Origin of the sequence: Bacillus sp. MUM 116 (assembly GCF_001866655.1) — a bacterium.
Taxonomy (GTDB): domain Bacteria; phylum Bacillota; class Bacilli; order Bacillales; family Cytobacillaceae; genus Neobacillus.
Genome location: NZ_MLYR01000046.1, coordinates 1 through 17251, shown reverse-complemented (window position 1 = coordinate 17251; position 17251 = coordinate 1). Strand labels below are relative to the sequence as shown.

Below are 17251 nucleotides of genomic sequence, written 5' to 3'. Positions count from 1 at the left end.
TATAATTACTTTCTGAATAATAGAGACATGAGATTTTTAATAGATGGGAGAGAGAATGATGAGCGAAAATGCCTTAGGCAATAAAGAGCGATTCTTACTCTTGCTCCAGCAGCTCCAAATGCAAGAAGATGCTGTGGTGGCACATTTTCCAAATGCACAAATTGAAAAACTGATCGTTGAAAAAAAAGCCCGCAAGTGGCATTTTCAATTTTTATTAGAAAAAATCCTTCCCTATAATGTATACACTCGCTTTACGACCCAATTGGAAAGAGCATTTTCAAATATTGCCCGTATTACGTATGATATTAATGTTACGGAGCCCACCTTTTCACCAGAGTTATTATTGGAATACTGGAACCATTGCATCCAACAAATCGATGGTATAGCCCCGCCTTTATTAAAGCTATTAAATGAACAAATCCCTAGCGTGAACGGGAATAAACTTTCAATTTCAGTAAGAAATGAAACGGAAGGGCTTGCACTATCGCGAAAATATGGCGGGGTAATCAGTAATATCTATCAATCATTTGGTTTTCCGGTTCTTACAATTGATACAACAATTCAAAGTAAGGAAAAGAACGAGGAGTACGAAAAGTTTTTACTGGCGAAACAAAAGGAGGACCACGAACGCGGTGTTCAAGCACTTATTGAGCTGCAGAAGAAGGAAGCTGAAAAAGAGCAATCTGGAGTTGAAGTTCCGGAAGGACCGCTCAATATTGGTCTTACCATTAAGGATGATCAAGATTACCGCACGATGATTGATATCGTGGACGAGGAAAGAAGAGTGACACTCCAAGGGTATATTTTTGATGCAGAAACGAAGGAACTTCGAAGCGGCCGGACCCTGTTAACCTTTAAAATTACCGACTATACGAGCTCAATTATGGTGAAAATGTTCTCGAGAGATAAAGAGGATGCAGCATTATTTCAGCTTGTTAAAAAAGGTATGTGGGTTAAGGTAAGAGGAAGTATCCAAAATGATACATTCGTCCGAGACCTTGTGATGATTGGAAATGATATCAATGAAATAAAACCAAACGGCCGAAAGGATACAGCACCGGAAGATGAGAAAAGGGTTGAACTCCATCTGCACACACCGATGAGTCAAATGGATGCTGTTACACCAGTAAGTGCCCTAATTGCACAAGCCAAAAAATGGGGCCATAAGGCGATTGCCGTTACCGACCATGCGGGGGCCCAATCGTTTCCGGAAGCATTTGGAGCAGGAAAGAAGAATGATATAAAAATTCTATTTGGTATTGAAGCCAATTTAATCGATGACGGTGTACCGATTGCTTATAATGATGCACATCGACTCCTTACAGAAGACACCTATGTTGTTTTTGACGTCGAAACCACTGGACTTTCAGCGGTATACGATACAATCATTGAACTTGCTGCCGTTAAAGTAAGAGATGGAGAAATCATCGATCGTTTTGAGTCATTTGCAAACCCTCATCACCGATTATCGGCAACAACGATTAATTTGACAGGGATTACCGACGATATGGTCGAAAATGCACCAGAAGTAGCGGAGGTAATCAGAAATTTCCACGACTGGGTTGCAGATTCTGTTCTAGTCGCCCATAATGCATCCTTTGATATGGGATTTCTAAATGTCGGCTACAAAAATATTGGTCTTGAAAAAGCGAAAAATCCGGTCATTGATACGCTGGAGTTAGGGCGTTTTCTTTATCCTGAACTCAAAAACCACCGATTAAATACATTGACTAAAAAGTTTGATATCGAATTGACCCAGCATCACCGTGCTATTTATGATGCAGAGGCAACAGGATATTTATTGTTAAAAATGCTTAAGGATGCCCATGAAAAAGGAATTGAATACCACGATCAGTTCAATGACAACATGGGGAAAGGGAATGCCTATCAGAGAGCACGTCCTTATCACTGTACGCTGCTTGCCCAAAATGATGTTGGATTAAAAAACTTATTCAAATTGATTTCGATCTCGCACCTTGAGTATTTTTATCGTGTACCAAGAATTCCTCGCTCTGTCCTTCAAAAATATCGCGAAGGAATCCTTGTCGGTTCAGCCTGTAATAAAGGGGAAGTATTTGAAGGGATGATGCAAAAATCTCCTGAAGAAGTTGAAGCATTTGCCCGCTTCTATGATTATCTTGAGGTGATGCCGAAACCAGTGTATGCACCAATGATCGAAATGGAATTAATCCGTAATGAAAAAGCGTTAGAAGAAATTATTGGAAATGTTGTGAAGCTTGGGGACAAACTTGGAATTCCCGTTGTTGCGACAGGAAATGTTCATTACTTAAATGAAAATGATAAAATCTATCGTAAAATTTTAATCAATTCTCAAGGTGGCGCCAATCCACTAAACCGTCATCAGCTTCCGGATGTGCACTTTAGGACAACGAATGAGATGCTCGAGGGATTTTCGTTTTTAGGTGCGGAAAAAGCGAAGGAAATAGTTGTAACCAATACAAATAAAATTGCGGATATGATTGATGTTATAAAACCAATTAAAGATGATTTGTATACACCGAAAATTGAAGGCGCCGATGAGGAAATGAGAGAAATGAGTTATGCCATGGCCCGGAAAATTTATGGTGAACCTCTTCCGGAGATTGTGGAAGCCCGTCTGGAAAAAGAATTAAAGAGTATTATTGGCCACGGCTTTGCTGTTATTTATTTAATTTCTCATAAGCTTGTAAAAAAATCGCTTGATGATGGCTATCTTGTTGGTTCACGTGGATCTGTCGGTTCATCATTAGTTGCAACGATGACGGAGATCACAGAGGTAAATCCTCTGCCGCCGCATTATATTTGTCCAACCTGTAAACATTCCGAGTTCTTTAATGATGGTTCTGTTGGTTCAGGTTTTGATTTACCTGATAAAGATTGCCCGCAATGCGGCGGGAAATACCGGAAGGACGGACATGATATTCCGTTCGAAACCTTCCTTGGCTTTAAAGGAGATAAGGTACCAGATATTGACTTAAACTTCTCAGGAGAGTACCAACCTCGTGCCCATAACTATACAAAGGTCCTTTTCGGAGAGGATTATGTCTATCGTGCCGGAACAATCGGAACGGTTGCCGATAAGACTGCCTTTGGTTATGTAAAGGCTTATCAGCAGGATAATAATCTCCATATGAGAAATGCGGAAGTAGAAAGACTTGCTTCCGGATGTACGGGAGTAAAACGAACGACAGGACAGCACCCGGGGGGAATTATTGTTATCCCGGATTACATGGATGTTTATGACTTTACACCGATTCAGTTTCCTGCTGACGATAAAAATTCCGAGTGGAAGACAACTCATTTTGACTTCCATTCGATTCATGATAATGTTTTAAAACTTGATATACTGGGGCACGATGACCCGACTGTAATCAGGATGCTTCAAGATCTAAGTGGAATAGACCCTAAAACAATTCCCACAGATGATCCGGAAGTCATGAAGATATTTAGCGGAACTGAGTCGCTTGGCGTAACCGAACAGCAAATTATGTGTAAAACCGGAACCTTGGGAATCCCTGAATTTGGTACACGATTTGTTCGGCAAATGCTTGAAGATACAAAACCAACGACATTTTCTGAGCTCGTGCAAATTTCAGGACTTTCCCATGGAACGGATGTATGGCTTGGAAACGCCCAAGAATTAATCCATAACAAAATTTGTAACCTAAGTGAAGTAATCGGCTGCCGCGATGATATTATGGTTTATTTAATATACCAAGGACTTGAACCCTCCTTTGCCTTTAAAATTATGGAATCCGTCCGTAAAGGGAAAGGCTTAAGTGAAGAAATGGAAGCGGAAATGCGCAAAAATGAAGTGCCGGAATGGTATATTGATTCCTGTAAAAAAATAAAATATATGTTTCCTAAGGCCCATGCTGCAGCATACGTGTTAATGGCCGTAAGGATTGCCTATTTTAAAGTCCATCTCCCGCTTCTTTATTACGCAGCCTATTTCACAGTACGTGCTGAGGATTTTGATGTGGAAGCAATGGCGCGCGGTTCCGAAGCCATTCGGGCAAAAATTGAGGAAATTAATGCGAAGGGTCTTGAGGCGTCAAACAAGGAGAAAAACCTCTTGACCGTTATGGAGTTAGCGCTGGAAATGTGCGAAAGAGGATTTTCATTCAAAAGAATCGATTTATACAAATCTTCCGCATCAGAGTTTATTATAGAGGGAGATTCATTAATTCCACCGTTTAATTCCATCCCTGGCTTAGGAACAAACGTTGCCTTAAGCATAGTAAAGGCGAGGGAAGAAGGGGAATTTTTATCAAAAGAAGACCTGCAGCAGCGCGGAAAAGTATCCAAGACCATTCTAGAATATTTGGACAAACAGGGGTGCTTGGAATCCCTCCCTGAACAAAACCAGCTATCCCTTTTCTAGGGACGTATGAAAATAACCTCTTCGTTTCTTGATGTCTAGCTCCAGCGCCTAGCCCCTCGATGGTCTATAGCCGATCCGTCAAGAAGGTAAAGAGCAACCTTCTCTCCAACTCGTCTTATGCTATACCTGAGGCTGACCAAGGCGCTTCCGCTTTTCGTGTTTGCATATATATGTTGACTATGGTATAGTTTTATTGGAAATACTAAGAAATACTCTCGTATGCAAGGAGTGGGGAAACCCACTCTTTCTTGTTTGTAAAAAGGGTAATTGATAATTCTTTCCGTGAACTACATACAATATGGGTGAAAAAATCGGTAAAAGGAGGTTAAGCATGAGCAAAGTAATAGAAATAGTAGAAAAGCTGGCAGAACCAATTCTTCAAGAACTTGGCTTGGAATTAGTCGAAATTGAGTATGTAAAAGAAGGAAAAAGCTGGTTTCTCCGAGTATATATCGATAAAGAAAAAGGCGTAGATATTGAAGACTGCGGAGTAATGAGTGAACGTCTTAGTGAAAAACTTGATGAGTTAGATCCGATTCCCCATAATTATTTCCTTGAAGTGTCTTCACCTGGTGCTGAACGTCCTTTGAAAAAAAGCAGGGATTTTGAAAAAGCGATTGGAAAAAATGTATTTATAAAAACATATGAACCTATTGATGGTGAAAAAAGCTTCGAAGGCGTATTACAAGGGTTTGATGGGCAGACCGTAATAATAGAGGTAAAAATAAAAACCCGCAAAAAAACCATTGAAATTCCGTATGAAAAAGTAGCTAATGCACGCCTGGCTGTTTCTTTTTCATAATTATGAAATTTAAATAAAAGTTAGGGGGATACAAGCAAATGAGCAGCGAATTATTAGATGCTCTTACAATACTGGAAAGAGAAAAAGGAATTTCCAGGGATGTTCTAATCGAAGCGATTGAAGCGGCATTGATTTCAGCTTATCGCCGTAATTTTAATCAGGCACAAAACGTTAGAATCGATTTGAATTTACAAACAGGGTCCATGAGGGTTTTTGCCAGAAAAGAAGTCGTGGATCAGGTCTTTGATCCTCGCCTTGAAATTTCAATTGAAGATGCGCGAAGAATTAATCCAAACTATCAAGTTGAAGATATAGTAGAGATGGAAGTAACTCCGAAAGATTTTGGCAGAATTGCTGCTCAAACTGCGAAACAAGTGGTAACACAGCGTGTAAGAGAAGCAGAGAGAGGCATTATTTATTCTGAGTTTATTGACCGAGAAGAAGATATCATGACAGGAATTGTTCAAAGACTTGATTCCAAATTTATCTATGTAAGCCTTGGGAAAATCGAGGCACTGCTTCCAGTGAATGAACAAATGCCAAATGAACGATACAAACCGCATGATCGTATTAAGGTATTTATTACAAAGGTTGAAAAAACCACAAAAGGCCCGCAAATCTTTGTATCTCGTACACATCCAGGATTACTAAAACGATTATTTGAAATCGAAGTACCTGAGATCTATGATGGAACGGTTGAAATTAAATCAGTTGCCCGTGAGGCTGGAGATCGTTCAAAAATCTCCGTGCATTCCGATAATCATGAGGTTGATCCGGTAGGTTCATGTGTTGGACCAAAGGGAACTCGTGTTCAAGCTGTTGTAAATGAGTTAAAAGGGGAAAAAATTGATATTGTCAAATGGTCTGATGATCCCGTAGTGTTTGTTGCAAATTCTTTAAGCCCCTCTAAGGTTTTAGATGTAATGGTAAATGAAGCGGATAAAGCAACAACAGTGGTTGTACCGGATTATCAACTTTCTCTTGCAATCGGTAAACGCGGTCAAAATGCAAGATTGGCGGCGAAATTAACTGGTTGGAAAATTGATATTAAATCGGAAACAGAAGCACGTGAATTAGGGATTTATCCACGTGAAGAACCAATAAGGCTCTTTGATGATCAAGTTGATGAAGATACTTTTGATTTTGAAGATGAATTAGATTAACAGGTGGAGGTGAATGATTGTGAACACTCAAAAAAAAGTTCCAATGCGTAAATGTGTGGCAACAGGTGAAATGAAGCCGAAAAAAGAACTTGTTCGCATCGTTCGCTCAAAGGAAGGTGAAGTATCCATTGACCTGACAGGTAAAAAATCAGGCAGGGGTGCATATCTTTCAAAGGACAAAGAAGCTGTCCTTCAAGCCAAGAAGAAGAATATCTTATCAAACCATCTACAGGTTTCTATAGATGAATCATTGTACGAAGAGCTATTAGAGTTGATAGAGAAGGAGAACAGACTATCCAAATGAACCAGCAACAATGGATGTCATTGCTTGGCTTAGCCAATCGAGCACGTAAAATCACATCAGGTGAGGAGCTAACCGTCAAACAGATTCAGAGGGGTGGCGCAAAGCTCATTTTATTATCAGCAGATGCATCTGGAAATACAACCAAAAAAATTACAGATAAGTGTAAATCATATAATGTTCCATTAAAAATTGTGGAAAATCGCCATCTTCTTGGCCAGGCAATTGGTAAAGAAGCCCGCGTTGTTGTAGCTGTATTGGATGATGGATTTGCTAAAAAATTGGTGACGTTGCTCGATTAAATTTAGCGGGGGTGAAAGAATGAGTAAAATACGTGTTTATGAATATGCAAAAAAACATAATGTTTCAAGCAAGGACGTAATTACAAAATTAAAAGAAATGAATATTGAGGTTTCTAACCATATGGCAACAATAGAAGATGCAGATATCGTAAAGCTGGACGCAACCTATAATAAAAACACAAGCAATACACAACAGAAGCAAACAAAGCCGCAACAACAAAATCGTCCCAATCAAAGACAACAGCAGGGAGTAAAGCCACAGGTGCAGAGTAAAACAAGTCCAAAGGCTTTTGAGGATGATGACTCAAAGAGCGCTGCTCCAAGCAAGGTAAAAGTAGTCTCTCCTCCAAAAACGGGTGAAGGTAAAAAGCAAAACCAGGAATTCCAATCAAAGGAAAATAAAGTATTCAATTCTGGAAAAGGTAATAAAAAGCCTTTTAATAATAATCAACATCGCAATAATAATAACAATCGTAAAAAGAACCACGCACCTGTTCAACAAGCACAGCCACAAAAGAAGAAAGAAAAAGAACTTCCGGCTAAAATTACGTTTAGCGAATCTTTGACTGTTGGAGAGCTTGCTAAAAAAATATACCGTGAGCCATCGGAAATTATTAAAAAGCTCTTTTTACTTGGTGTAATGGCTACAATTAACCAGGTATTAGACAAAGATGCGATTGAATTGATTGCAAGTGAATACGGTGTTGAGGTTGAAGAAGAAATCAAAATCGATACAACCGATTTAGAGGTTTATTTTTCTGAGGATACCGCTGAAGAGCTTATAGAACGACCTGCTGTTGTTACGATTATGGGACACGTTGACCATGGGAAAACAACATTACTTGACTCTATTCGTAATACAAAGGTAACTGAAGGAGAAGCAGGTGGAATCACCCAGCATATCGGTGCCTATCAAGTAGTTGAAAATGGTAAGAAAATTACCTTCTTAGATACACCGGGACACGCTGCCTTTACAACGATGCGTGCTCGTGGTGCAAAAATTACCGATATTACTATTCTTGTTGTTGCCGCAGATGACGGTGTAATGCCACAAACAGTTGAAGCGATTAACCATGCGAAGGCTGCCGAGGTTCCAATTATTGTTGCTGTTAATAAGATGGATAAGGAAGCCGCAAACCCTGACCGTGTTATGCAAGAATTAACAGAACATGGCTTGGTTGCAGAAGCATGGGGCGGGGATACTATCTTTGTACAACTTTCTGCAAAAACAGGGGATGGAATCGATAACCTATTAGAAATGATTCTTCTTGTAAGTGAAGTAGAGGAATATAAAGCGAATCCAAACCGGAAGGCTTTAGGTACTGTTATAGAAGCTCAATTAGATAAAGGGCGCGGGTCAGTTGCAACTTTATTGGTTCAAAACGGTACTTTAAAAATTGGAGATCCAATTGTTGTTGGAAATACTTTTGGCCGTGTTCGTGCAATGGTGAATGATAAAGGACGCCGTGTTAAAGATGCTGGTCCATCGACTCCTGTTGAGATTACAGGGTTAAACGAAGTGCCTCAGGCTGGAGATCGTTTTGTTGTTTTTGATGATGAAAAATCAGCTCGTCAAGTTGGGGAAGCACGTGCACAGCAGGCACTTGCAGCGCAACGTGGTGAAAAGTCCCGCGTTAGCTTAGAAAACTTATTTGAGCAATTAAAACAAGGCGAAATGAAGGACTTGAATGTTATTATTAAAGCGGACGTTCAAGGATCAGCCGAAGCTGTTGCTGCTTCCTTAATGAAAATTGATGTAGAAGGCGTTAATATTAAAATTATTCACAGCGGAGCAGGTGCGATTAATGAGTCCGATATTACGCTAGCTGCGGCTTCGAATGCGATTGTGATTGGTTTTAATGTACGTCCGGATGCAAACGCTAAGCGTGCAGCTGATGCAGAGGATGTAGACGTACGTCTGCACCGCATTATTTATAAAGTAATTGAAGAAATTGAAGCGGCTATGAAGGGTATGCTTGACCCTGAATTTGAAGAAAAAATCATTGGTCAAGCTGAGGTCCGCCAAACCTTTAAGGTCTCCAAAGTGGGAACGATTGCCGGTTCATATGTTACAGATGGTAAAATTACCCGTGACAGCGGCGTTCGTTTAATTCGTAATGGGGTTGTTATTTTTGAAGGTGAAATTGATGCCTTAAAACGATTTAAGGACGATGCAAAAGAAGTTTCCCAAGGGTACGAATGCGGGATTACGATTAAAAACTTCAATGATGTCAAAGAAGCAGATATTATTGAAGCATTTGTAATGGAAGAAGTAGAACGGAAATGATCATCGGCACGGCCGTATGTGAATGCATCATCTATGATGCCCATTCTTTAAAGGATAAGCGTTCCGTTCTGCAGCGAATCCTTACTCGGTTAAGGCAAAAATATAATGTTTCTGTTTCGGAAGTTGATTATCAGGATGTATGGCAAAGGACCAAGATTGCCATTGTTGTGGTTACTTGTGCAAGGGTTTCGACTGAGCAGGAACTGCAAAGTGCCTTACGGTTTATTGATTCGTTTCCAGAGATAGAGAGGACGATCACCGATATTGAATGGCTTTAGATTAAGAGGTGAATTTGATGAGCCACAGAGCAAATCGTGTGGGAGAACAAATGAAAAAAGAGCTGAGTGACATCATCGGACGTAAAATTAAAGATCCTCGGATTGGTTTTGTGACGGTTACAGATGTCCAAGTTACAGGAGATCTCCAACAAGCTAAAGTATATATATCTGTATTGGGTGATGATGAACAAAAGGAGAATACTTTAAAAGGTCTTGCAAAAGCCAAAGGCTTTATTCGCACAGAAATCGGCCATCGTATTCGACTGCGGAAAACACCTGAAATTATCTTTGAATTCGATGAATCCATTGATTACGGAAATCGAATTGAAAACCTTCTTCATCAATTACACCATGAAGAAAAACCACTTCATAAAAATGATGAAGACTAGATATCAATGGATAGACAAATGTCTATCCATTTTTTTGATAAGGAGTGAGCTAGTTGGAAGGTATTTTACCATTATTTAAGCCAGCCGGATTGACGTCACATGATTGTGTTTTTAAATTACGAAAAATATTGAAGACAAAAAAAGTTGGGCACACTGGGACACTTGATCCGGATGTAACCGGAGTTTTGCCAATTTGTATTGGAAAGGCAACAAAGATAGCGGAATACATAACAGATGCCGGCAAAGCGTATGAGGGAGAAGTGACAATCGGGTATTCAACGACAACCGAGGATGCATCAGGAGAGGTAGTTGAGGAAAAACCAGTTGACCGCTCGTTTTCCAGAGCGGAAATTCTTCAAGTCTTACAATCCCTGACAGGAGAAATTGAACAGACACCCCCGATGTTTTCAGCAGTAAAGGTCGATGGTGTACGCCTTTACGAATATGCCAGAAAAGGGATTATTGTGGAACGCCCTACACGTAAGGTTTCGATTTATTCAATCGAATTGCTTGATAAAAGGGAAGAATTTAGTGGACAAACAATCACTTTTCGTTTTCGTGTCAGCTGCAGCAAAGGGACCTATATTCGGACACTTGCAGTAATGATTGGGGAACAATTAGGATTCCCAGCACATATGTCAAAGCTAGTCAGAATCCAGTCCGCTTCATTTAAGTTAGAAGATTGCCTCACATTTGATGAAATAGAAAATTTAATGCAGTCGGGTACTATAACAAGTGAATTAAGACCCCTTGAATCAGCAATTTCCCATTTGCCGAAATACGTAATAAATGATACAGTAGCAGAGAAAGTAAAGAATGGTGCAATTTTACCGATTCCAGAACATCTAAAAAATAGTAACGGACCTATAGTCACTGAAACGAGGGAAGGACAGGCACTTGCTATCTATGCAAAGCATCCTAGCAAGTCTGATTTGTTAAAACCAGTTAAGGTGCTAAGAAACAATCAAGATCAATAAGGGTACGGTATAGAAAGAGTGAGTTTCAAGTGGAAGTAAAGAAGCTTAATTTTCCGAATCATATAGAGAAAAGTGAATTACCGCCATTATCAATGGCACTTGGATATTTTGACGGGGTACATCTTGGACATCAGCAAGTCATTTTAGAAGCAAAGAGACAAGCGAAGGAAAAAGGACTGAGTAGTGCGGTCATGACATTCGACCCGCATCCATCCGTGGTGCTGGGGAAATCTGAACAGCATGTTCAATATATTACGCCAATAACAGAAAAAATTCAAATTCTTGAAAAAATGGGAATTGATTATGTATTCGTCGTTCATTTTACAATAGAGTTCGCCAACCTCCTTCCACAGGAATTTATCGATCAATATCTCATTAATTTAAATGTAAAACATGCCGTAGCTGGTTTTGATTTTACCTACGGCAGGATGGGGAAAGGGACAATGGAAACATTGCCATTCCATTCAAGAGGTCAATTCACTTTTTCAGTCATTCCAGAGTTAACTAAGAAGAAAAAAAAGGTAAGTTCAACCCGGATAAGGAAATTATTAAAAGAAGGCATGACGAATGAGCTTCCCGATTTTTTAGGTAGATACTATACAACGACAGGGTCTGTTATTCATGGCGATAAACGGGGAAGGACCATTGGTTTTCCTACCGCCAATGTGAGTGTTGAGGATGTATATCTTTTGCCTCCAATTGGAGTTTACTCGGTAAGAATGGAAGTAGATGGTAAGTGGTATAATGGGGTTTGTAATCTTGGATATAAACCTACCTTTAATAAAGAAGAAATCAAACCCTCAGTTGAAGTCCATTTATTTGAGTTTAATCAAATGATTTATGGTAAAGAGGTTAAGATCGAATGGCATCAATTTTTACGGAAAGAACAAAAGTTTTCGGGTATTGAAGAATTAATCGCTCAAATTGAAAGAGATAAACAATATGCGGTAAATTACTTTAAAAAATTCGACAAAGTCTCCGAAAATTGTAGTGAATCAACCTCTTTCTTACATTAAAATCAAGGTTTCTCTTGCATTTTTCATGGAAACATTGTATTCTTATTAACGTATTAAAAAACCTTTGCTTGGCAAGTCGAGTCACCGACGCTTGCTCAGTAACAGGGGATTCTATTTTTGGAGGTGAATTAGGATGGCAATCACTCAAGAGCGTAAAAATGAAATTATCGCTGAGTATAAAACTCATGAAAACGACACTGGATCTGCAGAAGTTCAAATCGCTGTCCTTACTGAATCAATCAACAACTTGAATGAGCACTTACGTACTCATAAAAAGGATCACCACTCACGTCGTGGTTTGTTGAAAATGGTTGGTAAGCGTCGTAATCTTTTAACTTACCTACGTAACAAAGATGTTCAACGTTACCGTGTGCTAATCAATAAGCTTGGTCTTCGTCGATAATCAACAGAAGCGGGATTTTTCCCGCTTTTTTGTTAGTTTTTTAACGAAGTTTTCTATTAAAGAATCCTCTATACATATTTAAAATCGCGAAATTATGTGCATACTAATTTTATATTTGGAATTTCTAACATAAGCTATTTACGGCTTTTTATATATGAAAAAAGATGATACTACGAAAAAAATTTTCGAATCATCCTCTGAAATGATTTTGACCTGAGAGGGGTAACAATATGGAACAAACGAAACATGAGTATTCCATGGAGTGGGCAGGCCGCAAGCTGACTGTCGAAATTGGACAATTAGCAAAACAAGCAAATGGAGCTGTCCTTGTCCGTTATGGTGATACAGCAGTTTTAAGTACAGCAACTGCATCAAAAGAACCAAAAAATCTAGACTTTTTTCCGCTAACTGTAAACTATGAGGAACGTTTATATGCTGTTGGGAAAATTCCAGGAGGTTTTATTAAACGCGAAGGCCGTCCAAGTGAAAAAGCCATTTTAGCCAGCCGTTTAATTGACCGACCAATCCGTCCATTATTTGCTGATGGATTCCGTAATGATGTACAAGTTATCAGTATTGTCATGAGTGTAGATCAAGACTGCTCTACTGAAATGGCAGCGATGTTTGGTTCTTCTTTAGCGCTAAGCACATCTGATATACCGTTTGAAGGTCCAATTGCCGGAGTTGTAGTCGGACGGGTAAATGGGGAATTTGTGATTAATCCGACTGTGGAGCAATCAGAACTTAGTGACATCCACTTAACCGTTGCTGGTACAAAAGATGCAATCAACATGGTTGAAGCAGGTGCAAACGAGGTACCAGAGGAAATTATGCTGGAAGCCATTATGTTTGGACACAAAGAAATCAAACGCTTAATTGAATTCCAAGAGAAAATTGCTACTGAAATCGGCAAAGAAAAAATGCAGATCACGCTTTTCGAAATTAATCAAGAACTTGAAGCAGAAGTAAGAGCAATCTGCGAAGCAGATATGATTAACGCCATTCAAGTTCAAGAAAAGCATGCCCGTGAAGCTGCAATTACAGAAGTGAAAAAACATGTTTTAGCCAAATATGAAGAACAAGAAACAACAGAAGAGAATTTAAAGCAAGTGAAACAAATCCTTGACAAAATTGTTAAAGGTGAGGTTCGCCGCTTAATTACAGTTGAAAAAGTTCGTCCTGATGGCCGTAAAATAGATGAAATCCGTCCATTATCATCACAAGTTGGACTGCTTGCACGTACACATGGTTCCGGATTGTTTACACGCGGTCAGACTCAGGCTTTAAGCATTTGTACACTTGGTGCAATGGGAGATGTTCAGATTCTTGATGGCTTAGGCATTGAGGAAGAAAAACGCTTTATGCATCATTATAATTTTCCTTCCTTTAGTGTTGGGGAAACGGGTCCAATCCGCGGTCCAGGCCGCCGGGAAATCGGTCACGGGGCATTGGGAGAAAGGGCACTTGAACCAATTGTTCCATCTGAAACAGATTTTCCTTATACAATTCGTCTGGTATCAGAAGTTTTAGAATCAAACGGTTCCACCTCGCAGGCAAGTATTTGTGCAAGTACTCTAGCCATGATGGATGCAGGTGTGCCGATTAAAGCCCCGGTGGCAGGTATTGCTATGGGTCTAGTAAAATCCGGTGAACATTACACTGTTTTATCGGATATCCAAGGAATGGAAGACCATCTTGGCGATATGGACTTTAAAGTAGCAGGAACGTCTAAAGGGGTAACTGCACTTCAAATGGACATTAAAATTGAAGGTCTGTCCCGTGAAGTTTTAGAAGAGGCACTTCAACAAGCGAAAAAAGGAAGAATGCAAATTTTAGATTCAATGCTGGCAACCCTTCGTGAACCTAGAACTGAGTTATCAAAATTTGCACCGAAAATTTTAACCATGACCATTAACCCGGATAAGATCCGCGATGTTATTGGACCAAGTGGAAAACAAATTAATAAAATTATCGAAGAAACTGGTGTGAAAATTGATATTGAGCAAGATGGAACCATCTTTATCGCATCAGCAGACCAGGAAATGAATCAAAAAGCGAAGAAGATTATTGAAGATATTGTCCGTGAAGTTGAAATTGGTCAAATGTATCTCGGCAAAGTAAAACGGATTGAAAAATTCGGCGCATTTGTTGAAATTTTTGCCGGAAAAGATGGATTGGTCCATATTTCCGAACTTGCCGAAGAGCGGGTAGGAAAAGTAGAAGATGTTGTGAAAATTGGTGATGAAATTCTAGTTAAAGTCACTGAAATTGATAAACAAGGCCGCGTTAACCTTTCACGGAAAGCTGTTTTGAAAGAACAGAAAGAAAAGGCTGAAGAACAGCAATAATGGAAAGCCCTGGTCTTGTTAAAGCTTCCAGGAATTAGAAAGTCAGGGTTCACCCTGACTTTTTCCATGTACTATTTGACGGATCAGGGTGCTTGCGCTTTTGAAGTTCTACCTTGTCCCCTTCTTTCATAATGTTTATGGAAGGGGGAAAGGAAAGATGAAAAAAGCTGTTACTTTTATGCTTATTTGTTTGGCTGGGTGGATCTCGGTAAATAATCCAATTGTAAATCCATATGTGGAAACATTGAAGGAATCCGCAATTATGGTTTCAAAGCAAAATTCCAATCCTCTTTATGAAAATATTGTAAAAAACGCTGCCAAATATGAGATTCCACCCTCTGATGCCAAAATAGATCGGGTTTGGAAGGCAATTCCAGGATATAATGGGTTGAAGGTTGATATTTTAGCTTCTTATAAAAAGATGAAAAATAAAGACCAATATGATGAAAAGAAATTGGTCTTTACCCAAATAAATCCAAAGGTACATTTAAGGGATTTACCTCCCTCACCTATCTATAAAGGACACCCGGATAAACCGATGGTTAGCTTTATAATTAATGTAGCATGGGGAAATGAATATTTGTCAGATATGCTCGCCACTTTAAAAAGACACCATGTCACAACCAGTTTTTTTCTGGAAGGGAATTGGGTTAAAAAAAATCCTGAACTTGCCAAAATGATTGTGAGTGCTGGCCATGAAATCGGCAATCATTCTTATTCCCATCCGGACATGAAAAGGCTTACTGCTGGACAAACGAGATCTGAATTGATTAAAACGAATGAAGTAATTGAGGCTGCAACAGGAGTCAAATGTGAATGGTTTGCACCTCCAAGCGGAAGCTATAGGGATGAAACAGTTAGCGTCGCAAATGATCTTAATATGGAAACCGTCATGTGGACTGTTGATACAGTGGACTGGAAAAAACCAACTCCGGATACATTGATTAACCGTGTAATGAGTAAAATCGGGAATGGTTCAATGGTTTTGATGCATCCAACTGAAGCTACAGCAAAATCGCTTGACAGTTTAATCACATTAATTGAGAAAAAAAATCTTACCATTGGTACCGTCTCAGAGTTAATGAGCGAGGAAAGATTGATGAAATAACATTCGGGAGAATAGAATAAAATAGAAGTATGAGTTTTTAGAGTCGTTATATTCAGGAGGAATTCGATGATAAATAAATACACATGCCAAAATGGAGTAAGAATTGTATTAGAACAAATTCCTACCGTGAGGTCTGTAGCAATTGGTGTATGGATAGGAACCGGGTCCAGGAACGAGAGTCCCGAAAACAATGGGATTTCCCACTTTTTAGAACATATGTTTTTTAAAGGTACAACCACACGGTCTGCAAAAGAAATTGCCGAATCATTTGATAGCATTGGTGGTCAGGTAAATGCTTTTACTTCAAAAGAATATACATGCTATTATGCGAAAGTCCTTGATACACACTCTAAATTTGCTCTGGATGTATTAGCGGATATGTTTTTTAATTCAACTTTCGTTGAAGAAGAATTAAACAAAGAAAGAAATGTTGTTTTAGAAGAAATTAAAATGTATGAAGATACTCCTGATGATATCGTACATGATTTATTAAGCCGTGCTGTTTATGAGAATCATCCACTAGGCTACCCAATCCTTGGAACAGAAGAAACACTTAATACATTTACGGGTGAAAAGCTAAAGGAATATATCCATGACCGCTATACTCCGGAAAACGTCGTCATTTCCATTGCCGGAAATGTTTCAGATGCATTTATTTACGAGGTAGAAAAATATTTTGGTTCCTATTCTGGGGGTAATCATGAGACCCATGAAAATACACCAGTGTTTCATTCCAATCGTATATCCAGAAAAAAAGATACTGAACAGGCCCATTTATGCATCGGTTTTGAAGGACTAAAGATTGGACATGAGGATATTTATAGTTTAATTATCGTTAATAATGTCCTTGGCGGCAGTATGAGCAGTCGATTGTTCCAGGATGTTCGGGAACAGAAGGGGTTAGCCTATTCAGTTTTCTCCTATCATTCTGCTTATCAAGATAGTGGGATCGTTACAGTTTATGGGGGAACAGGGGCCAAACAGCTTGATTTATTATATGATACAATCCAAGAAACACTAGAAAAATTAAAACAGGATGGTATTACTGATAAAGAGATTACCAATACAAAAGAACAATTAAAAGGAAGCTTAATGCTGAGTTTGGAGAGCACCAACAGCAGAATGAGCCGTAATGGGAAAAATGAATTATTGTTGAAGCGTCATCGTTCATTAGATGAAATTATTGAACAAATTGATCAAGTAACCAAGCAAAGTGCTAATGAGATGGCAAGTTCGGTTTTTACCGATAAATATTCAATTACATTAATCAGTCCTGATGGAGAGCTTCCAAAGGACCTAAAATAAAAAGGGAACAGTTCGTGAACTCGAACTGTTTTTTTATAGTCTAGCGCAAGCGTCCTGCCCCTCGAGGGAAAAAATGAACTGCTTTTTTCCTAGGTTGCTTAGGCCCTGACGATGAAGTCAAAGAACGACTTCACCGAAGGGCCTAAAGCACTATGCCCGAGGCTGAACAATGCGCTTCCGATTTCTTG

At 39.2% G+C, this 17251-nt stretch carries 14 protein-coding genes; all 14 read left to right on the top strand.

The window, feature by feature from the left end; translation table 11 throughout:
• Positions 1-58: 58 nt before the first annotated feature.
• The 14 genes from BIV60_RS12570 to BIV60_RS12505 all read left to right on the top strand — a co-directional run bounded on the left by BIV60_RS12570 (position 59) and on the right by BIV60_RS12505 (position 17063).
• Positions 59-4384 carry a PolC-type DNA polymerase III gene (locus tag BIV60_RS12570; protein ID WP_071356084.1) on the top strand — a complete coding sequence of 1442 codons (4326 nt, stop codon included), beginning with the start codon at positions 59-61 and terminating at the stop codon, positions 4382-4384.
• Positions 4385-4715: 331 nt separating this feature from the next.
• Positions 4716-5186, top strand: a complete 471-nt coding sequence (gene rimP, locus BIV60_RS12565) for a ribosome maturation factor RimP (RefSeq protein ID WP_071356083.1) — start codon at positions 4716-4718, stop codon at positions 5184-5186.
• A gap of 38 nt (positions 5187-5224) precedes the next feature.
• Complete coding sequence (nusA, locus tag BIV60_RS12560; RefSeq protein ID WP_071356082.1) at positions 5225-6349, top strand: transcription termination factor NusA; 1125 nt, start codon at positions 5225-5227, stop codon at positions 6347-6349.
• 19 nt (positions 6350-6368) lie between these two features.
• The gene (gene rnpM / locus BIV60_RS12555; protein ID WP_071356212.1) at positions 6369-6653 is read left to right on the top strand and encodes an RNase P modulator RnpM; all 285 of its coding nucleotides are present in this window, start codon (positions 6369-6371) and stop codon (positions 6651-6653) included.
• Positions 6650-6952 carry a YlxQ family RNA-binding protein gene (locus tag BIV60_RS12550; protein ID WP_071356081.1) on the top strand — a complete coding sequence of 101 codons (303 nt, stop codon included), beginning with the start codon at positions 6650-6652 and terminating at the stop codon, positions 6950-6952. Before rnpM ends, BIV60_RS12550 begins: the two co-directional genes overlap by 4 nt.
• A 19-nt stretch (positions 6953-6971) precedes the next feature.
• On the top strand, positions 6972-9239 hold the full coding sequence (gene infB / locus BIV60_RS12545) for a translation initiation factor IF-2 (RefSeq protein WP_071356080.1): 2268 nt from the start codon (positions 6972-6974) through the stop codon (positions 9237-9239).
• Complete coding sequence (locus BIV60_RS12540) at positions 9236-9517, top strand: DUF503 domain-containing protein (protein ID WP_071356079.1); 282 nt, start codon at positions 9236-9238, stop codon at positions 9515-9517. Before infB ends, BIV60_RS12540 begins: the two co-directional genes overlap by 4 nt.
• A 17-nt stretch (positions 9518-9534) precedes the next feature.
• Complete coding sequence (rbfA, locus tag BIV60_RS12535; RefSeq protein ID WP_071356078.1) at positions 9535-9906, top strand: 30S ribosome-binding factor RbfA; 372 nt, start codon at positions 9535-9537, stop codon at positions 9904-9906.
• 53 nt (positions 9907-9959) lie between these two features.
• Positions 9960-10883: a tRNA pseudouridine(55) synthase TruB gene (truB, locus tag BIV60_RS12530; protein ID WP_071356077.1), complete on the top strand. Its 924-nt coding sequence runs from the start codon at positions 9960-9962 to the stop codon at positions 10881-10883.
• A gap of 29 nt (positions 10884-10912) precedes the next feature.
• Positions 10913-11899 (top strand): bifunctional riboflavin kinase/FAD synthetase, encoded by a 987-nt coding sequence (ribF, locus tag BIV60_RS12525; protein ID WP_071356076.1) that lies wholly within the window; start codon positions 10913-10915, stop codon positions 11897-11899.
• Between the two features lie 133 nt (positions 11900-12032).
• A complete protein-coding gene (gene rpsO / locus BIV60_RS12520) occupies positions 12033-12302 on the top strand; it encodes a 30S ribosomal protein S15 (protein ID WP_071356075.1) in 270 nt (89 codons plus the stop codon).
• A 230-nt stretch (positions 12303-12532) separates the two neighbouring features.
• The gene (pnp, locus tag BIV60_RS12515) at positions 12533-14650 is read left to right on the top strand and encodes a polyribonucleotide nucleotidyltransferase (protein WP_071356074.1); all 2118 of its coding nucleotides are present in this window, start codon (positions 12533-12535) and stop codon (positions 14648-14650) included.
• Positions 14651-14807: 157 nt separating this feature from the next.
• Positions 14808-15758 (top strand): polysaccharide deacetylase family protein, encoded by a 951-nt coding sequence (locus tag BIV60_RS12510; protein ID WP_071356073.1) that lies wholly within the window; start codon positions 14808-14810, stop codon positions 15756-15758.
• A 66-nt stretch (positions 15759-15824) separates the two neighbouring features.
• Entirely contained in the window at positions 15825-17063 is a 1239-nt protein-coding gene (locus BIV60_RS12505; RefSeq protein WP_071356072.1) for a M16 family metallopeptidase, read from the top strand.
• Positions 17064-17251 lie beyond the last annotated feature (188 nt).

Coding starts and splice junctions, on each gene's coding strand:
- BIV60_RS12540 (WP_071356079.1), top strand. CDS start 9,236: ATGATCATCGGCACGGCCGTATGTGAATGCATCATCTATGATGCCCAT.
- infB (WP_071356080.1), top strand. CDS start 6,972: ATGAGTAAAATACGTGTTTATGAATATGCAAAAAAACATAATGTTTCA.
- BIV60_RS12510 (WP_071356073.1), top strand. CDS start 14,808: ATGAAAAAAGCTGTTACTTTTATGCTTATTTGTTTGGCTGGGTGGATC.
- rimP (WP_071356083.1), top strand. CDS start 4,716: ATGAGCAAAGTAATAGAAATAGTAGAAAAGCTGGCAGAACCAATTCTT.
- rbfA (WP_071356078.1), top strand. CDS start 9,535: ATGAGCCACAGAGCAAATCGTGTGGGAGAACAAATGAAAAAAGAGCTG.
- pnp (WP_071356074.1), top strand. CDS start 12,533: ATGGAACAAACGAAACATGAGTATTCCATGGAGTGGGCAGGCCGCAAG.
- rpsO (WP_071356075.1), top strand. CDS start 12,033: ATGGCAATCACTCAAGAGCGTAAAAATGAAATTATCGCTGAGTATAAA.
- BIV60_RS12505 (WP_071356072.1), top strand. CDS start 15,825: ATGATAAATAAATACACATGCCAAAATGGAGTAAGAATTGTATTAGAA.
- BIV60_RS12570 (WP_071356084.1), top strand. CDS start 59: ATGAGCGAAAATGCCTTAGGCAATAAAGAGCGATTCTTACTCTTGCTC.
- nusA (WP_071356082.1), top strand. CDS start 5,225: ATGAGCAGCGAATTATTAGATGCTCTTACAATACTGGAAAGAGAAAAA.
- BIV60_RS12550 (WP_071356081.1), top strand. CDS start 6,650: ATGAACCAGCAACAATGGATGTCATTGCTTGGCTTAGCCAATCGAGCA.